The organism is Sphingopyxis italica (assembly GCF_011926545.1).
Classification (GTDB): domain Bacteria; phylum Pseudomonadota; class Alphaproteobacteria; order Sphingomonadales; family Sphingomonadaceae; genus Sphingopyxis; species Sphingopyxis italica.
Map to the genome: position 1 here is coordinate 472,220 of NZ_JAATIT010000002.1, position 16,663 is coordinate 488,882.

Genomic DNA, 16,663 nt, shown 5'->3' on the forward strand with positions numbered 1-16,663 from the left:
GGAGATCATTCCGTCTTGTGATTGTCGCCGGGAAGAGGTCCCGGTCCCGATCTCAAGAGGAACCCGATGCGCAAGACCTTGCTGGCCTCCACCTGCCTGGCCACCCTCCTTTCGACCGCCGCCCATGCCGAAACGACGATCACCACCGCGACGGCGGCACCGGTGCGCACGTCGACGATCAAGTCGGGGGCGCCCGACGATATCAAGATCACCTCGGCGGGGTCGATCAAGCCGACCGTCGCCGGGCCCGCGGTGACGATCGACAGCAACCACAAGGTCGTCAATGACGGCACGATCGAATTCGCCAATGTCGATGGCGCGACGGGCATCCTCGCGGGCGCCGGAACGTCGGGCGGCATCACGAATGGCGCAACCGGCAAGATCACCATCGGCGAAACCTATGCCGCGACCGACATCGACAAGGACGGCGACCTCGACGGCGCGTTCGCGATCGGCAGCAACCGCGTCGGCATCGCCACAGCGGGCGCCTTCACCGGCAACATCGTCAACGCGGGCGCGATCGCGATCGAGGGCAATGACTCGGCGGGCATCCGCCTCGGCGGTCCGCTGACGGGCAAATTCACCAACGACGGCACGATCAGCGTTCTCGGTGATCGCGCGCTCGGCGTCGGTCTGCAGGATGTCACGGGCGATGTCCGCCTCGCCGGCACGATCACCGCGATCGGCGTCGATGCGATCGGCGCGCGCCTCGCCGGCGACGTCACCGGCGCGCTGGTCGTCCAGGGCAATCTCGCCGCCACCGGCTATCGCGTCACCACGCCGCCCGCCGACCCCTCGAAGCTCGATGCCGACGACCTGCTGATCGGCGGCAACGCGCTGTCGGTCGAGGGCGATGTGACGGGCGGCATCGTCCTCGCCGTCGCCCCCAAGGATGCCAAGCCCGACGACAAGGACGAGGACAAGGACGGGATCGAGGACGCCAAGGAAGGCAACGCCGTCGTGCGTTCCTTCGGCTCGGCGGCGGCTATCCGCATCGGTTCGGCCGACCGCGACGTCGCGATCGGCGCGGTCGCCGGGACGGGCACGGGCCTTGGCTTCATCATCGACGGCGCCGTGCTCGGTGACGGGCTTTATGCAGGCAAGGACGGCAACGGCATCCAGATCGGCGGCCTCGGCGGCGCGGTCACCATTGCCGGCGGCATCGGTATCGGCGCTACCGGCAGCGTAGCCGCGAAGTCGAAGGACAAGGCCGCCACGGCGATCCGCATCGGCAGCGGCGCGACGACCCCCGAAATCCGCAACGCGGGCAAGATCGAAGCGACGACCGGCGGCAAGGAAGCTGGCGCGGTCGCAACGGCGGTGATCGTCGAAGCCGGCGGCGACGTTGCGCTGATCCGGAACAGCGGCACGATCGCCGCCAAGACCGGCGGCGACGGCGGTACCGCGCGCGGCATCGTCGATCTGTCGGGCAATGTCGACATGGTCGAGAATAGCGGCACGATCAGCGCGACCGGCGCGCTCGCCTCGTCCGACCGCAACATCGCGATCGACCTGTCGGCGAACAACAACGGCGCGACCGTGAAGCAGACAGCCGTCGCCTCGGGCGTCACGGCGCCCAGCATCGTCGGCGACGTCCGCTTCGGCGGCGGCAACGACGTGTTCGACATCGCCGACGGCTCGGTGAAGGGAAACAGCTTCTTCGGCGCCGGCGACAACAAGCTCGCGCTGTCGGGCGATGCGACCTACGCTGGCAATGCCCGCTTCGGCGCCGGCAGCGACGCGATGACCTTGGCCGGAACCTCGAAGTTCACCGGGCTCGCCGATTTCGGCGGGGGCACCGACACGCTGACGATCGGCGGCACCTCGATCTTCTCCGGCACGCTCGCCAATTCGCAGGGGCTTGCGGTTTCGGTCGCAGGCGGCGCCTTCGACATCGGCGGCAAGGCGACGATCGCCTCGCTGGCGGTCACCGACAAGGGCACGCTCGGCGTGATGCTCGATAGCGGGGCCACCGGGACCGGGCTTCAGGTCACGGGCAACGCCAGCTTCGGCGAGGAATCGAAGCTCGCGCTCAAACTGTCGAGCATCGAGCAGGCCGAGGGCCAGCATATCGTGCTGACCGCCGGAACGCTGACCGGCGCCGACAAGCTGACCGCCTCGCAGACGCTGCTGCCCTTCCTCTACAAGGGCACGCTGACCTCGAACGCCACGCAGCTGATCGTCGATGTGTCGCGCAAGAGCACGACCGAGCTTGGTCTCAACCGCTCGGAAGGCGGCGCGTTCGACGCGGTGCTCGACGCCGTCGTCGCCGACGAGAAAATCGAGGACGTCTTTCTCGGCATCACCGACGGCGACCAGTTCCGCAACCAGCTCGGCCAGATGCTCCCCGAGCATGAAGGCGGCGTGTTCGAAACCGTCACCTCGGGCTCGCGCGCCCTGTCGCGCTATCTGCAGGATCCCAACGCACCGTTTCAGGACGAAGGCAAATGGGGCTATTGGGTCAACCAGGCGGTCTGGGGCACGTCGAAGAGCGTCGGCGACACGGCGAGCTATGACGTCAGCGGCTGGGGCATCTCGCTCGGCGCCGAAATCGAGAGCGACGTCGGCAATTTCGGCGGCTCGGTCGCCTATCTCAGCGGCAAGGACGGCAACGGCAGCAACGCCAACGAGGTCAGCACCAGCCAGTTCGAAGGTGCGCTGCACTGGCGCCTGCGCTCCGACGGCTTCATGGCGAACGCCCGCGTCTCGGGCGCGCCGGTCAGCCTGAAGGGCACCCGCATCTTCCGCGCCGAGGCCGGCGCCGAGGACATCGAAAAGACGATGAAGGGCAAGTGGGACGCCACGCTCTGGTCGGCTTCGGGCTCGCTCGCCTACGACACGCGCGTCGGCGGCCTCACGCTCCGCCCGATGGTCGCGGTCGACTATTTCAAGCTGAAGGAAGATGGCTATCAGGAAACGGGTGGCGGCGACGCGCTCGACCTCACGGTCCTGAGTCGCGACAGCGACGAGCTTGCCGTATCGGGCACGATGACGCTCGGCCTCGAATTCGGCGGCGGCGACGAATATGACGGCTGGACGCGCTTCGAACTCGAAGGCGGCCGCCGGCAGATCGTCAGCGGCGCGCTGGGCGCGACGACCGCGTCGTTCAAGGATGGCACGCCCTTCACCCTTGTTCCAGATGACCGCACGAGCGGCTGGGTCGGCCGTTTCCGCGGCATCGCCGGCAATTCGGCCTTCCAGGTCGCCGGCGAAGTATCCGCCGAGGAACAGCAAAGCCACATCGGCTGGGCGTTCCGTGCGAGCCTGCGGGTCGGTCTCTAGCCCCCCGACCGACCCTGCCCGCAAGGGGGAAGCGGCCTCCCCTACCCTCGCTTCCCCCTTGCCTTGGCGAATCAATGAAGAAACCGATGCACGCACTGGCCATCCTCTCTTACCCCCCGCCGCGGTTGCGCCGCAGGGCATGGACGCTATATGACGGCAGCATCAGGGGGACGTATGGCGCAGGGCGAAGCGGCGCTAATCGACGGAAGATGGCGTTCCAAAGCAAGCAATCCATGACCGATTCGCATGATCGAACCGACGCCGCCCAGGGCATCGAAGGCGTGTTGCTTGCCAACCGCGACCGTATCGTGCGCTTCCTCGAGGTTCGCGGCGCCGGCGACGGCGCCGAGGATCTGTTTCAGGATCTGTGGATGCGGCTGACCGATCGGCGCATGGGTCCGATTGCGGATCCCCTGCCCTATGTCATGCGCGCCGCGAACAATCTGATGCTCGACCGCTACCGCTCGGCACGCCAGCGCGAGCTGCGCGACAAGGCATGGGGCGAGGCGTCGGCGACGCAAAGCCCGTCGAGCGAATGCGCGCTGATTTCGCGCGAACAGTTGGCGCTCGTTGAAAGTGCGATTGCGGCGACGGGCGAGCGTCCCGCCCGGATTTTCAGACGCTTTCGCGTCGAGGGAATCCATCAACGCGATATTGCCAGCGAAATGGGGGTCAGCCTGAGCACCGTCGAAGCCGATCTGCGCAAAGTCTATGCGAAGCTCGCCGAAATCCGGAGGCAGTTCGATGCAGGTTGAACGGACGGATGCCGAAGCGCGCGCGATCGACTGGCTGGTCCGCCAGCGCGATCCCGATTTCACCGACTGGGACGGTTTTGCCGACTGGCTCGCCGAGGATAACGCGCACGCCGCGGTTTACGACGCGGTCGCAAGTCTCGACCGCGACCTCGACGCGCTGCCGTCCGCGTCGGCGCCTGCCGTCACGATCATAACCGATGCGCCCGCACGCCATCACCCGTCGCGGCGCAGGTGGTTCGGCGGAGCTATGGCGGCGGCGCTGGTCGGCGCGATCGGCCTGTCGAGCCTGGGCCTGTTCGGCGATGATGGCCGGATCGAGACCCTAGCGGGCGAACATCGCACCGTCGAACTCGCCGACGGGTCGAAGATCGAGATCAACGGCGCCTCGGTGGTCGAAATCGACAAGGATCGCCCGCGCTTTGCCCGGCTGGAATCGGGCGAAGCGATGTTCCACGTCGTGCACCGCGAGCATGATCCCTTCGTCGTCGAGACGGGCGGTGCAAAGATCGTCGATCTTGGCACCGCCTTCAACGTCGTGCGCCGCGACAGGCAGACGTCGGTGGCGGTGTCCGAGGGTATCGTCCTCTATAACCCCGACCGCGACAATGTCCGGCTGGTTGCGGGCAAGGGCATCGAAGCGCGCGACGGCGATCGTAACGCGCCGGCGGTGCAGGACGTCGACGTTGCGAATGTGGGCGGCTGGCGCAGCGGGCTCCTCGTCTACAACGGCACGCCGCTTGCGGTCGTCGCGGAGGATCTGAAGCGCACCGCGGGGATGCAGGTGAGCATCGCGCCCGACGCGAACGACCTGTCGTTCCGCGGCGCGCTGATCATCGACAAGAACCGCGACCGCACGATCGCCGACCTCGCCGCGCTGTCGGGGACGAAGGCCGAGCGGCAAGGCGATGGCTGGATATTGACCCGCTGAGCACGCGCCCGCGCCTTTCCCTCGCCGTCGCAGCGATAGCGCTGTGCCTGCCTACGCAGGCGCTGGCGGGGGAGGAGCGTGCGTTCGACGTGCCGAAAGGCAGCCTGTCCGCCGCGCTTCCGCTGATCAGCCGGCAGGCCGGGGTCAGTATCAGCGTCGGCGATGCGAAGCTCTGGCAGGCACGCGTCAAACCGGTGCGGGGGCGGATGAGCGTCGAAAAGGCGATCCAGCGCCTGCTCGAGGGCTCCGATGCGCGCGCGGTCCGGGTGAGCGCGACGAGCTGGCGCATCGAACGGCGCCCCGCCCGCGTCGCCAGGGCCGCACCGCCGCCGCGACCGGCGCCGCAGCCGCGGGCCCGCGAGCCGTCGAACGACATGGTCGCAGCCGCGCGCGACGAGATCATCGTCACCGCGTCGAAGACCGACCTTCCCCATTCGCACTTCGCCGGCGTCGTCACCCGATTGGATGGCGGCGATTTGGCGTTCGGCGGCGAACGCGGAATGGATTCGATCCTCTCGCGCACCGCGACCGTTTCGTCCACGCATCTGGGCCCGGGACGCAACAAGCTGTTCATCCGCGGCATCGCCGATTCGAGCTTCACCGGCCCGACGCAATCGACCGTCGGTCAATATTTCGGCGACATCCGCCTCAGCTACAACGCCCCCGACCCGGACCTGCGCCTCTACGACATCGACAATGTCGAAATCCTCGAAGGGCCGCAGGGCACGCTCTATGGCGCGGGCTCGCTGGGCGGCATCATCCACGTCGTGCCGAAAGCGCCCGATCCGCGCGCGATGAGCATCCAGGCGATCGCCGGCCTGTCGGTCACCCAGCATGGCGACCCCGGCGGCGACATCGCCGCGATCGCCAACCTGCCCGTGGGCGAGGACGGCCATGCGCTGCGCCTCGTCGGCTATATGCTCACCGACGGCGGCTATATCGACAATCCGTTGCGCGGGCAGAACGACGTCAACCGGGTGCATGTGCGCGGCGGAAGAGGCACCTTCCGGCTTGAAGCTGGCGACGACTGGACGATCGATTTCGGCGGCATCTATCAGGCGATCACCTCCGACGACGCGCAATATGCCGACAAGGATGCGCCGCCGCTGACCCGCGCGTCGATGGTCGAGCAGAATGCGACCGCGCGTTACGGCATGGGCACGATCGTCGTGATGAAGGATTGGGGCGATCTTTATTTCCAGTCGTCGAACGCCTTCATCGACCATCGCCTTTTCGAGCGGTTCGATGCGAGCCTGCCCGAATCGCGGCGCGGTGCCGGGGACGGTGCCGGCGCTGTCATGGGCGCGGTCGATGTCGAGCGTCTGTTCGCCCCGGTCGAGATCACGCCCATGGCCGATGTCCCGCGCGTGCTCGACCAGCATAATGACACGCGCATGTTCGTTAGCGAGAACCGCCTGTCGCGCCCATATCACGACGGGCTCGGCTGGGTCGTCGGCGCGAGCTTCGTCAACAATCGTGCGCGGCAGGACCGCGAATATGGTTATGGTCCGCTTCGCGCGGTCCTGCCCGGCGTGACCAACCGGATCACCGAAGTCACCGGCTATGCCGAAGCGACGGTCGAAATCATGCCCGACCTGATCGCCTCGGGAGGCCTTCGCCTCTCGCACGCCCGGCTGGGCGGCGAGGCCGAGGGCGTATCCTTCGCGCTGGCGGAAGCGAACCGCGCGACGACCGCATCGCGCAACGAAACCGACCTGTTGCCGTCGCTTTCGCTGTTGGCCACGCCGCTCGATAATGTCCGGGTCTATGCGCGTTATCAGGAAGGTTTCCGCCCTGGCGGCCTCGCGGTCGACGGCAATTTCGTGCGGCGTTTCCTCAACGACAAGGTCCGCACCTGGGAAGCCGGGATGCGTTTCGGCGACAAGGGCCGAAGCCTGCTCGACGCGAGCATTTCGATCTCGCACAGCCGCTGGCGCAATATTCAGGCGGATTTCATAGACAGTAGCGGCTTCCCGACCACCGCCAATATCGGCGACGGCCGCATCACCAGCCTGTCCGGCGCCATGGCCGTCCGGCCTACCTCCGCGCTGACCTTCGAACTCGGCGCGGTCTACAACCACAGCCGCGTCGACGATCTGTCGCCGCAGATTCTGCCAGTGTTCGCCGCCGCGCCGGCGCGCCTCGGCCGCATCCCCAATGTCGCGAGCCATGCCGTGCGCGGATCGGTCAATTACGCGACGATGGTCGGCGACGAGGATTTCCGCATGAACGGCTGGGCGAATTATATCGGGCCCTCGCGGCTCGGCATCGGGCCGGTGCTCGGCGAAAGCCAGGGCGATTATGTCGATACCGGGCTCGCCATGCGCGTCGGCAACGATCGCCGCGGCCTGTCGCTGACGGTCACCAATCTGTTCGATTCGCGCGGCAATCGCTTTTCGCTCGGAACCCCGTTCCTGGAGGGCAATGAGGGCTTCCTCACCCCGCTGCGTCCGCGCACGCTGCGGATCGCGGTGGACGTGGCTTATTAGCGACGGCCCCCTTTTGGGGTGGGGAGCGAACGTTCCTATAGGATGGCGGCTACCCGTCGCCGCCGGCGCCGCATCAATCCGCCAGCGTGATCCGCTCATAGCGGTCCATATGGAAGTCGGCGCTGCCGAACTGGCTCTCGATCATCGTCGCGCGCTTGAAATAGTGGCCGATGGCGAGTTCCTGCGTGATGCCGATCCCGCCGTGCGTCTGGATCGCATTCTGCCCGACGAAGTTCGCGCCGCGCGCGACCTTGTTCTTCGCCGCCGACACCGCCGCCATCCGCTCGTTCGCGGGCAGGCCCAGCTTCAGCGTGCCCATGATCGTCATCGAACGCGCCTGTTCGACCTCCATGAACATGTCGACCATGCGGTGCTGGAGCACCTGGAATTTGGCGATCGGCACGCCGAACTGCTTGCGCTGCTGCGTATATTCGAGCGTGCCTTCGTGCAGTTTCTGCATCACCCCGGTCGCCTCGGCGCAGACGGCCACCGTCGCTTCATCGACGATCTGCTCGACCAGCGGCAGGCCCGCGCCCTCGCCGCCGAGCAACGCGTCGCCGGGGATCGCGACATTCTCGAAATAGATTTCCGACGCGCGGCTGCCATCGACGGTCGGATAGTCGCGGCGGACGATGCCGGGCAGATTGGCGTCGATCAGGAACAGCGAGACGCCGTCCTTGTCCCGCTGACCGCCGCCGGTGCGTGCGGTGACGAGCAGGTGCGTCGCCCAAGGCGCGGCATAGACGACGCCCTTGTGACCGTTCAGCAGATAGCCCGCGCCATCCTTTTTGGCTGTGGTGCGCAGATTGGCGAGATCGTAGCGCCCCTGTGGCTCAGCATAGGCGAAAGCGACGATCGCATTGCCCGCGATGATCTCGGGGATCATCGCGTCGGCCTGCGCGCCGCCGACAGCCTTCAGCGCGCCGCCCGCGATGACGACGGTCGGCAGATAGGGCTCGATCCCGATGACCTTGCCGAGCTCCTCCATGACGATCGCATTTTCGAGCGCGCCGCCGCCGAGGCCGCCATGCTCTTCGGCAAAAGGCGCGCCGAGCATACCGAGTTCCTGCGCGAGCGCGGTCCAGATTGCCGGATCGCGACCGCCGTCGCCATTGATGAACTTCTGGCGTGTCTCGAAATCATAGGTGTCGCTCAGGAAGCGGGCGAGCGTGTCGCGGATCATGTCCTGCGTTTCGGTGTAGGTGAAATCCATTGTTTGCCCTCTCATAAATAGGGACAGTCCCTATTTATCGGATATCATCATTGCGGCTGGCCCGGCGCTCGCGATAAATAGGGACTGTCCCTATTTATGGGCGCCGGTGCGTTAAAGCCCCAAAACCATCTTTGCGATGATGTTGCGCTGGATCTCGTTCGATCCGCCATAGATGGTCGTCTTGCGCATGTTGAAATAGGTCGGCGCCGCACGGTGCGCATAGTCCGGACCGATCGGATGTTCGTTATCGCCCTCGCCGAACCCGCGGAAGTAGGGCGCGCCATAATGTCCGACGGCTTCCAGCGTCAGTTCGGTCAGCCGCTGCTGGATTTCGCTGCCCTTGATCTTGAGCAGGCTCGATTCCGGCCCCGGTCCCTTGCCCGCATTGGCGCCGGCGAGGCTGCGCAGTTCGGTGAATTCGAGCGCGGTCAGATCGACCTCGAGCTCGGCGAGCTTGCGCTTGAAGAAGGCATTGGCGATCAGCGGTTTGTCGCCGTCGAGTTCGGTGCGCGCGATGTCCTTCACCTTCTCGATCCCGCGCTTCGACGCCGCGACGCCGGCGATGCCGGTGCGTTCGTGCGCGAGCAGGAATTTGGCGCAGGTCCAGCCCTTATTCTCTTCGTAAACGCGCTGCGACACCGGCACGCGGACGTCCTCCAGCCACACCTCGTTAACCTCATGCTCGCCGCCGAGCGTGATGATCGGGCGCACGGTGATGCCGGGCGATTTCATGTCGATTAAAAGGAAGCTAATGCCTTCCTGCTGCTTGGCATCCTTGTCGGTGCGGACGAGGAAAAAGCCCCAGTCGGCGTGCTGCGCGAGGGTCGTCCACGTCTTTTGTCCGTTGACGATATAATCGTCGCCCCCAGAATCATTGGCGCGAACCGCCGTCGTGCGAAGCGAGGCGAGGTCGCTGCCCGAACCAGGCTCCGAATAGCCCTGGCACCACCAATCCTCGCCCGACAGGATGCGCGGCAGGAAATGCGCCTTCTGCTCGGGGGTGCCGAAGCTGTAGATGACCGGGCCGACCATCGCGAGACCGAAGGGCATCAGGCGAATGCAGTCGGCGCGCGCGGTTTCTTCGGACCAGATGAAACGCTGCGTCGGCGTCCAGCCGGTGCCGCCATATTCGACCGGCCAGGCGGGCGCGATCCAGCCCTTTTTGTGAAGGATCTTGTGCCAGGCGAGGAAATCCTCCTTGGACAATTCTTCGCCCTCGTCCTGCTTGCCGCGGAGTTCCGCGGGGTAATTTTCGGCGATGAATTGGCGAACTTCCTGCTGGAAGGCCAAATCTTCGGGGCTGAATTCCATGTCCATCGCGAATCTCCCATTGGGCATTGGCGCCCTTATAATGGACGCTCACCTTTACGTAAACGGCAAGTTGCGACTTGCAACCTTCCTTGCCCCGATGATTGCGCCTATCATCGCCGCTTGTCCAGCATGTGCGACAAGCCGCGTGCGGACCGGGAGGGGGCGAAGAATGACCAGAAATCAGCGGGCCGCGCTGTGGATCGCGGCGATCATCGGCGTCGGGGTGCTGTCAGCATGGCTGTTCCAGCGGCCGATCGGCATGTGGCTTTTCGACCGAGCCGTCGAGCGCGGCGTCGCGCGCGATCCGCTCGCCACCCTCCCCGACGGACTGCATGTCGGCCTGTGCGGTACCGGTTCGCCGCTTCCGGCGCGCGAGCGCGCGGCGTCCTGCACCGTCGTCATCGCGGGCAAGGCGATGTTCGTCGTCGATGCGGGCGAAGGCGCGGCGCGCAATATTTCGCTGATGGGCCTGCCCAACGGCCAAATCCGGGCGCTTTTCCTCACGCACTTTCACTCGGACCATATCGACGGCATGGGTCCGATGATGCTGCTGCGCTGGACCGCCAGCGGGAACCGGTCGCCCCTGCCCGTCCATGGCCCGACGGGCGTCGAGGGGGTGATCGCGGGGTTCAACGCCGCCTACGCGCTCGATAACGGGTATCGCACCGCGCACCATGGTGCCCAGATCACGCCGCCCGCCGCCGCCGGGGCGGTCGCGATGTCTTTCGACCTCCCGGCCTCGCCGACGGTCGTTTATGATGCCGGGGGCTTGCGCGTCACCGCCTTCGCGGTCGATCATCGCCCGGTGCGGCCCTCGGTCGGCTATCGCTTCGACTATAAGGGGCGCAGCGTCGTGATCAGCGGCGACACCGCGCGATCGAAAACGCTCGAAACGGCCGCGAAAGGCGCCGACCTGCTGATCCACGAGGCGCTCCAGCCAAAGATGGTGAAGACGCTCGCCGCACAGCTCGACAAGGTCGGCCGCAAACAGACCGCGCAGATCATGCGCGACATCCTCGATTATCACGCGAGCCCGGCGCAAGCGGCCGACAGCGCACGCACCGCGGGGGTGAAGATGCTCGTGCTCAGCCATGTCGTGCCGTCGATGCCCTCGCCCTATCTGGACGCGGCCTTCCTCGATGGGGCCGAGGATCATCTCGACGGACCGATCGTCGTCGGCGAGGATGGCGAATATTTCTCGCTACCCGCGAAGGGCACGGCAATCGAACGCGGACGCTGGTTTTAGGGCCTGTCCTGAAGGCGCGTAACGAGCACGACGGCGCCCTCGCTGGCATAGGGCCCGCGCACCTCCGCGATCGTCAGGTTGACGTCGACGGCTGACCCGTCGCGCGTCACCATCTGCGACGCGAGGCGGGCCGGGTCGCCCGAGCGGAAAACCGATTCGAGCGCCTCGACGAAGGCGGCGCGCTGCCCGACCGCCAAAAGCGCGGAAAAGCGCACGCGGCGGATCGCGGCCGGATCGACGCCGACCAGCGCGGTGAGCATCATATTCGCCGACTCCACCGTTTCGCGGACCGAAATGCGGGCGTGACCGATGCCGCCATCGCTCTCGATTGCATTCAGCATCGCGGCGCGCATTCCGCCGGCCGCAACATCCTCCATCGCCTCGCTGATGTCGCGCAGCATGATCGCGCCGCCGACGGGCGCCGGAACCAGATCGACGTGCAGCCACTGGCGCGGTCGCAACAGTCCGGGCAGGTCGCCCGAAAAGCGTTCCCTGTGGCCGAGCAGGCGGGTGATATGGTGGCTAACGAGACTGTCGCCGAGCGACGGCAGCGCGGCGATCAGCGCCTCGCCGATCAGGCTGGCCGCCGGCATTTCGAGCATATCGGACGCCGCGGGATTGACCGCTACGATGCGCCGCTGCCGGTCGATCAGGATCACCGCGTCGCGGACCGATTCGACGAGTCCGGCAAGCGAGGCCTGGAGCAGATCCGACGCCGCGGCTACATCGCGCGCCATCTTGCCGTCGAGACGGCGATAATCGTCGAGCGAGATCAGCACATGCGCATCCTTGCCATGATGCGTCACGACGACGGGCTTGCGCGCCGACTGCAATCGCCAATTGGCAAAGCCGCGAATGAAATCCGCCGCCGATACGCGCTGTGGTTCTTGTGCGGTCGCCACGATCACCCCCAAAGTCTTACGACCATTATAGGGCCCGCGAGGGGTGATCGGGCGCGCCATTAGGTCCCTAATGGCGCCACCCTGCGCGGGATCAGACCAGCCGCGCCTTGCCGCAGCGCAGCGCGTTGATCCGCGTATCGGCCTGCCCGACCTGCAAGCCGAGCAAGCCCGTGAGGTCCGATAGCACGCTGTCGAGCACCGGGGCGGCAAGCGCGACCGTTTCGCCGACCACGCTCGTCAAGGCTTTCAGGTTCAGGGCCAGGCCGAGGACGTTGACGTCGAGTTCCATCTCGTCCGCGAGCGACCCCGCCGCGCCCGCGACCAGCCCGGTGCTCGACACCGTCTTCACCTTTCCCTCGTCGATCTCGCTGCGCGAAAAGGCGACGGGCTTTTCATCGAGGTCGGACAGGGTCAGCTCGGCCCGCGCGTCGATGCTGACGAGCGGCAATTTTACCACGCGCGCGGGTTGAGGGTCGAGCGGGCGCTGCATGTCCTGGAAATCGCTGTCGGGAACCGTCCCGATCGCGACCATCGCAGGGGACGTCACGACGCCGAGCGATACCGCGGCGCCGCTGTTTGGCGCACAGTCGATGTCGGTGATCCGCGCCGAGGCCGACCCGAGCTCGGCGAGCAGCGGCACATGGACGCTGGCGAGCGGTGTCGCGACGCGCGTATCGACCTTCAGCCGGACCTGCGCGGTGCGGACGATGACATCATTGGTATCGGTCACCGCGATGAGCGGCGAGTCGGCGGGCGGCTCGCCGACGAGCAGCGCGATATCGACGCCCGATCCGCCGGGCAGGTTGCCCGCTAGCGACAGGTCGACCTGGCGGTTCGCATTGCCGAGGAGCAACATGGCGCGAAGGAGGCTGAGCGCGTTGACCTTCACCGGATTGGCGGCGTCGATGCGGATGCTCGACGAGCGTGGGCCGAGGTCGATCGCCCGCGATGGCAGCAGCGCGCGCGGCAGCGCGGCATCGGCGATATGTTCGAGCGCGCTCGCCGCCTGCCCGTCCGACGCGCTCGCCAGCGCCGATACCACTTGCGGCAAGGTCGCCTGCGTGTTTAGCGTTTGGCCGAACGTCAGCACATCGGCATCGAGCTGCGTCCGGAGCGCGTCCGAAAAGGCGAGCAGGTCGATGTCGGTGCTCGCGAGCGCATTATAGTCCATGACCGAAAGGCTGACCTCGCTGCCGGTCAGTGCCGACAGCAGCGCGTTGGGCAGGCCGCCGTTCAGCGCCGCGACGCGCGATCCGAGCGAAAAGGCGGCATAGCCGCGCCGCGCGCCCGTCGCGGTCGCGCGGATGATGCTATCCTGCCGGCCGGTCAGAAAGCTGCCGAAGAACAGCGGGCGATTGCGCGTCAGCGTGACTCGTATCGCATTCGGCGACGCGCCGCCGCCGCTGAAGCGCTGTTCGGCCTGAATCGAGGGATCCGCCGTGTAAGTGCCCGGGATCAAAGCCGCGATGGCGATGCCGCAATCGCAATTGGCCGCGATGATCCGCTCCGCCGCCGCGCGCTCCTCGCCCGGCCGCCCGGCCGCAGCCATCGCCGCGGCGTCCGCGATCCCCTGCAACTTCCGCCGGTCGAGATAGAGCGAACCGAGGTCGACCGCGAAGGCCGCCGACCCGATCAGCATCGTCATGCCGAAGGCGGTCGTGATGCTGATGCTCGCACGGCGGTTGCGGACAAGGCGGCGCAGGGCGGAAAGCATCGTCAATCGACCGGCAATTCGAAGGTCGCGCGGGCGCGAATGACCTCACCCGGCGACGGAACGAAGCTCGAGCGCAACAAGCTGTCCTGCGGCGCCGTGTAAGTGACGGCGACGGTAATCGCCTCGCCGGTTTCGGATATCGCGACGCTGTGCGTGCCGCCCACGGCTTGCAGGCTGCGCGCCACCGCGCGGTTCGCGACCGCGCTCCGGTCGGCGGCGTCGAGGCCGACGATCGAAGCCCGCGCGCCGTCGTTGGCGGCCTGCTGCACATTATGCGCGAGCATGAAATATTGGCCGTAGACGAGGACACCCATCAGCAACGCGAGGAGCAGCGGCAGCACCAGCGCCATTTCGACGATGGCGGCGCCGCGCTCCTCGCGCGCCAGGGTAAGGTCTGCCTTGCCGATGTTGCGGACGCACCGCGAAAATATGCTGGAACCGGTCATGCGGCCAGAATGGCGCGGGCAAATGAAAGCGGCGTCGAGAAGACCCGACGCCGCCTTTATGTATTTTGCAGGATTTCGCCGCGCGTCACATCGCGGCAATCGGCGGCAAAACGGCCCATGTTGCCGTGTGGTTAATCGCCGCGATGCACCGCTACGCGCAAAATGCGATCATTCGGCGTCCTCCAACTTGTCCTGCGTGCGCAGCTCGAAGTCGGACGCGTCGTGGCGTTCGCGAAGCTGGCTCGCCGGATCGCCCGTCACGCGGTTGACCATGCGCCCACGCCTCACCGCCGGGCGCGCCGCGAGCTGGTCGGTCCAGCGCTGGACATTCTTGTAATCGTCGACCTGCAGGAATTCACCGGCTTCATAAACGAGCCCCTTGGCGAGCGCGCCATACCAGGGCCAGATCGCCATGTCGGCGATCGTATAGTCGGTGCCCGCGATATGCTCATGCTCCGCCAGCTGGCGATCGAGCACGTCGAGCTGGCGCTTCACTTCCATCGCATAGCGATTGATCGGATATTCCTGCTTCGTCGGCGCATAGGCGTAGAAATGCCCGAAACCGCCGCCGAGAAAAGGCGCGCTGCCCATCTGCCACATCAGCCACGACAGCGTTTCGGCGCGCTTTGCGGGATCGGTCGGCAGGAAAGCGCCGAATTTTTCGGCGAGATGGATCAGGATCGCGCCCGATTCGAACACGCGGATCGGATCGGCCCCGCTGCGGTCGACAAGCGCGGGGATCTTGCTGTTCGGATTGGCGCCGACGAAACCGCTCGAAAATTGGTCGCCCTCGCCGATATTGATCAGCCAGGCGTCATATTCGGCGCCCGCATGGCCCGCCGCGAGCAGTTCCTCGAGCATCACCGTGACCTTCACGCCATTGGGTGTGCCGAGCGAATAGAGCTGGAGCGGATGCTTGCCGATCGGCAGATCCTTGTCGTGCGTCGGGCCCGCGACCGGCCGGTTGATATTGGCGAAGCGCCCGCCGCTTTCCTTGTCCCACGTCCAGATTTTCGGCGGCACATATTCGCTGTTGTCGGTCATCGGGAGCTCCTCGGCTGATTTTTATACTGACCGGTAACTTAAGTGGCGGTTGCCGTTTGTCCACCCTTCCCGTTCAAATAATCCTTGCCGCACGCAAAGCCGAGATCGCTTCGGCGTCATATCCGAGTTCGGCAAGGATCGCATCGCTATGCTCGCCGACCAGCGGCGCGCGCCGCGCGACCGCCTTGTCGATGCCCGATAGGCGAATAGGCGCACGGATCACCGGGAGGGCGCCGTTGGCGCCGGGATAATCGACCGGCTCGACCAAGCCCATCGCCGCCACCTGCGGCTGCGCCAGCGCCTCACCCGCGCGCAATACCGGCGCGGCGGGAACCCGCGCCGCGCCCATTTCCGCGATAGCCTCGGCGCTCGTCCGCTCGATGCACCAGCGCTGCATGATTGTGCTCAGCTCCTCACCATTGTCGCCGCGCAAAATGTCGCTGGCATATAGCGGATCGTCGATCAATTCGGGGCACCCGACGAGTTCGGCCCAGCGCGCGAAGATGCCATTCCCGACGATCTGGGTGACGATCCACCCGTCGCGGGTGCGGAAAATGTCGGTCGGCCCCGAACTGAAAGCCCGGTTTCCGAGCGGCTGGCGGTCGATGCCGTTCAGCGCATGATCGATTGTGAGCGCGTTCGACAGCGCGAGCGCGGTGCCGAGCAGCGATCCCGACACGCATTGACCCTTCCCCGTCGCCTCGCGTGTCCGCAGCGCGAGCATGATGCCGAAAGCGCAGTGGAGCGCGGTGCCGAAATCGACATAATTGACCTGCGCGCGATAGGGCTGGTCGGGCGTGCCGGTGAGGTGCACCGTTCCCGACATCGCCTGTCCCACCGCATCGAAGCCGACGCGGCTGGCGAGCGGCCCTTCGCTGCCGAACGCCGACGCCGTCGCGAGAATGATGCGCGGGTTGATCGCGGAAATACTGTCATAATCGAGGCCTAGCTTGACGAGCGCGTCGTGCGGCAGGTTGGCGATCACCACATCGGCGGTTTCGGCGAGGCGGCGGACAATCTCGCGGCCTTCGGGGCTGCCGGGCTTCAAGGTCAGGCCGCGCTTGGCGCGGTTCATCTGCATGAACATCGCGCCCGATCCGTCCTCGGCGACCGGCACGGTATAGCGATCGTCGTTGCCGCCCGGCGCCTCGATCCGGATGACGTCCGCGCCATAGTCGGCGAGCAAGGCCGCGCAATAAGGCCCTGCGATATAACGACCAAAATCGAGTACGCGGATTCCTGTCAGCGGCACATCGCCCTCCCGGCTTGTTTCGGACGGGCTAGCAGCCGCCCGTCGAGCCTGCCAGCGCCTTCGTCGAAAGCTGCCGCTTGC

The 16,663-nt window shown here is 66.3% G+C and carries 12 protein-coding genes; 5 read left to right on the forward strand and 7 right to left on the reverse strand.

What is annotated here, in order from left to right; translation table 11 throughout:
- The first annotated feature begins 66 nt into the window (after positions 1 to 66).
- From GGR90_RS09960 to GGR90_RS09975, 4 genes are all read left to right on the forward strand, one after another.
- Positions 67 to 3,282: an autotransporter family protein gene (locus GGR90_RS09960; RefSeq protein WP_167921278.1), complete on the forward strand. Its 3,216-nt coding sequence runs from the start codon at positions 67 to 69 to the stop codon at positions 3,280 to 3,282.
- Positions 3,283 to 3,515: 233 nt separating this feature from the next.
- On the forward strand, positions 3,516 to 4,037 hold the full coding sequence (locus GGR90_RS09965; protein ID WP_167921279.1) for an RNA polymerase sigma factor: 522 nt from the start codon (positions 3,516 to 3,518) through the stop codon (positions 4,035 to 4,037).
- A complete protein-coding gene (locus GGR90_RS09970) occupies positions 4,027 to 4,965 on the forward strand; it encodes a FecR family protein (RefSeq protein ID WP_167921280.1) in 939 nt (312 codons plus the stop codon). Before GGR90_RS09965 ends, GGR90_RS09970 begins: the two co-directional genes overlap by 11 nt.
- An 89-nt stretch (positions 4,966 to 5,054) precedes the next feature.
- The gene (locus GGR90_RS09975) at positions 5,055 to 7,454 is read left to right on the forward strand and encodes a TonB-dependent receptor (RefSeq protein WP_342449926.1); all 2,400 of its coding nucleotides are present in this window, start codon (positions 5,055 to 5,057) and stop codon (positions 7,452 to 7,454) included.
- Positions 7,455 to 7,527: 73 nt separating this feature from the next.
- Here the strand turns inward: GGR90_RS09975 and GGR90_RS09980 are convergent, their stop codons facing one another.
- Together GGR90_RS09980 and GGR90_RS09985 are read right to left on the reverse strand one after the other, a co-directional pair.
- The gene (locus GGR90_RS09980; protein WP_167921544.1) at positions 7,528 to 8,667 is read right to left on the reverse strand and encodes an acyl-CoA dehydrogenase family protein; all 1,140 of its coding nucleotides are present in this window, start codon (positions 8,665 to 8,667) and stop codon (positions 7,528 to 7,530) included.
- 111 nt (positions 8,668 to 8,778) lie between these two features.
- Positions 8,779 to 9,984 carry an acyl-CoA dehydrogenase family protein gene (locus GGR90_RS09985; protein ID WP_167921281.1) on the reverse strand — a complete coding sequence of 402 codons (1,206 nt, stop codon included), beginning with the start codon at positions 9,982 to 9,984 and terminating at the stop codon, positions 8,779 to 8,781.
- Positions 9,985 to 10,147: 163 nt separating this feature from the next.
- Between GGR90_RS09985 and GGR90_RS09990 the strand changes: the two genes are divergently transcribed.
- Positions 10,148 to 11,224 carry an MBL fold metallo-hydrolase gene (locus GGR90_RS09990; RefSeq protein ID WP_167921282.1) on the forward strand — a complete coding sequence of 359 codons (1,077 nt, stop codon included), beginning with the start codon at positions 10,148 to 10,150 and terminating at the stop codon, positions 11,222 to 11,224.
- On the opposite strand, the gene GGR90_RS09995 is transcribed toward GGR90_RS09990, so the two are convergent.
- The 5 genes from GGR90_RS09995 to GGR90_RS10015 form a co-directional block, all read right to left on the reverse strand.
- The gene (locus tag GGR90_RS09995; RefSeq protein WP_167921283.1) at positions 11,221 to 12,126 is read right to left on the reverse strand and encodes a PAS domain-containing protein; all 906 of its coding nucleotides are present in this window, start codon (positions 12,124 to 12,126) and stop codon (positions 11,221 to 11,223) included. The genes GGR90_RS09990 and GGR90_RS09995 overlap by 4 nt on opposite strands.
- Positions 12,127 to 12,217: 91 nt before the next feature.
- Complete coding sequence (locus tag GGR90_RS10000) at positions 12,218 to 13,840, reverse strand: TadG family pilus assembly protein (protein WP_167921284.1); 1,623 nt, start codon at positions 13,838 to 13,840, stop codon at positions 12,218 to 12,220.
- A gap of 2 nt (positions 13,841 to 13,842) precedes the next feature.
- A complete protein-coding gene (locus tag GGR90_RS10005; RefSeq protein ID WP_167921285.1) occupies positions 13,843 to 14,286 on the reverse strand; it encodes a TadE/TadG family type IV pilus assembly protein in 444 nt (147 codons plus the stop codon).
- A gap of 168 nt (positions 14,287 to 14,454) precedes the next feature.
- Complete coding sequence (gene yghU, locus GGR90_RS10010; RefSeq protein ID WP_167921286.1) at positions 14,455 to 15,330, reverse strand: glutathione-dependent disulfide-bond oxidoreductase; 876 nt, start codon at positions 15,328 to 15,330, stop codon at positions 14,455 to 14,457.
- A gap of 73 nt (positions 15,331 to 15,403) precedes the next feature.
- The gene (locus tag GGR90_RS10015) at positions 15,404 to 16,582 is read right to left on the reverse strand and encodes a CoA transferase (protein WP_167921287.1); all 1,179 of its coding nucleotides are present in this window, start codon (positions 16,580 to 16,582) and stop codon (positions 15,404 to 15,406) included.
- Positions 16,583 to 16,663 lie beyond the last annotated feature (81 nt).

Bases quoted from the DNA above. Each gene is read 5' to 3' on its own strand.
- GGR90_RS09960 (WP_167921278.1), top strand. From the start codon at position 67: ATGCGCAAGACCTTGCTGGCCTCCACCTGCCTGGCCACCCTCCTTTCG.
- GGR90_RS09965 (WP_167921279.1), top strand. From the start codon at position 3,516: ATGACCGATTCGCATGATCGAACCGACGCCGCCCAGGGCATCGAAGGC.
- GGR90_RS09970 (WP_167921280.1), top strand. From the start codon at position 4,027: ATGCAGGTTGAACGGACGGATGCCGAAGCGCGCGCGATCGACTGGCTG.
- GGR90_RS09980 (WP_167921544.1), bottom strand. From the start codon at position 8,667: ATGGATTTCACCTACACCGAAACGCAGGACATGATCCGCGACACGCTC.
- GGR90_RS09985 (WP_167921281.1), bottom strand. From the start codon at position 9,984: ATGGACATGGAATTCAGCCCCGAAGATTTGGCCTTCCAGCAGGAAGTT.
- GGR90_RS09990 (WP_167921282.1), top strand. From the start codon at position 10,148: ATGACCAGAAATCAGCGGGCCGCGCTGTGGATCGCGGCGATCATCGGC.
- GGR90_RS10000 (WP_167921284.1), bottom strand. From the start codon at position 13,840: ATGCTTTCCGCCCTGCGCCGCCTTGTCCGCAACCGCCGTGCGAGCATC.
- GGR90_RS10005 (WP_167921285.1), bottom strand. From the start codon at position 14,286: ATGACCGGTTCCAGCATATTTTCGCGGTGCGTCCGCAACATCGGCAAG.
- yghU (WP_167921286.1), bottom strand. From the start codon at position 15,330: ATGACCGACAACAGCGAATATGTGCCGCCGAAAATCTGGACGTGGGAC.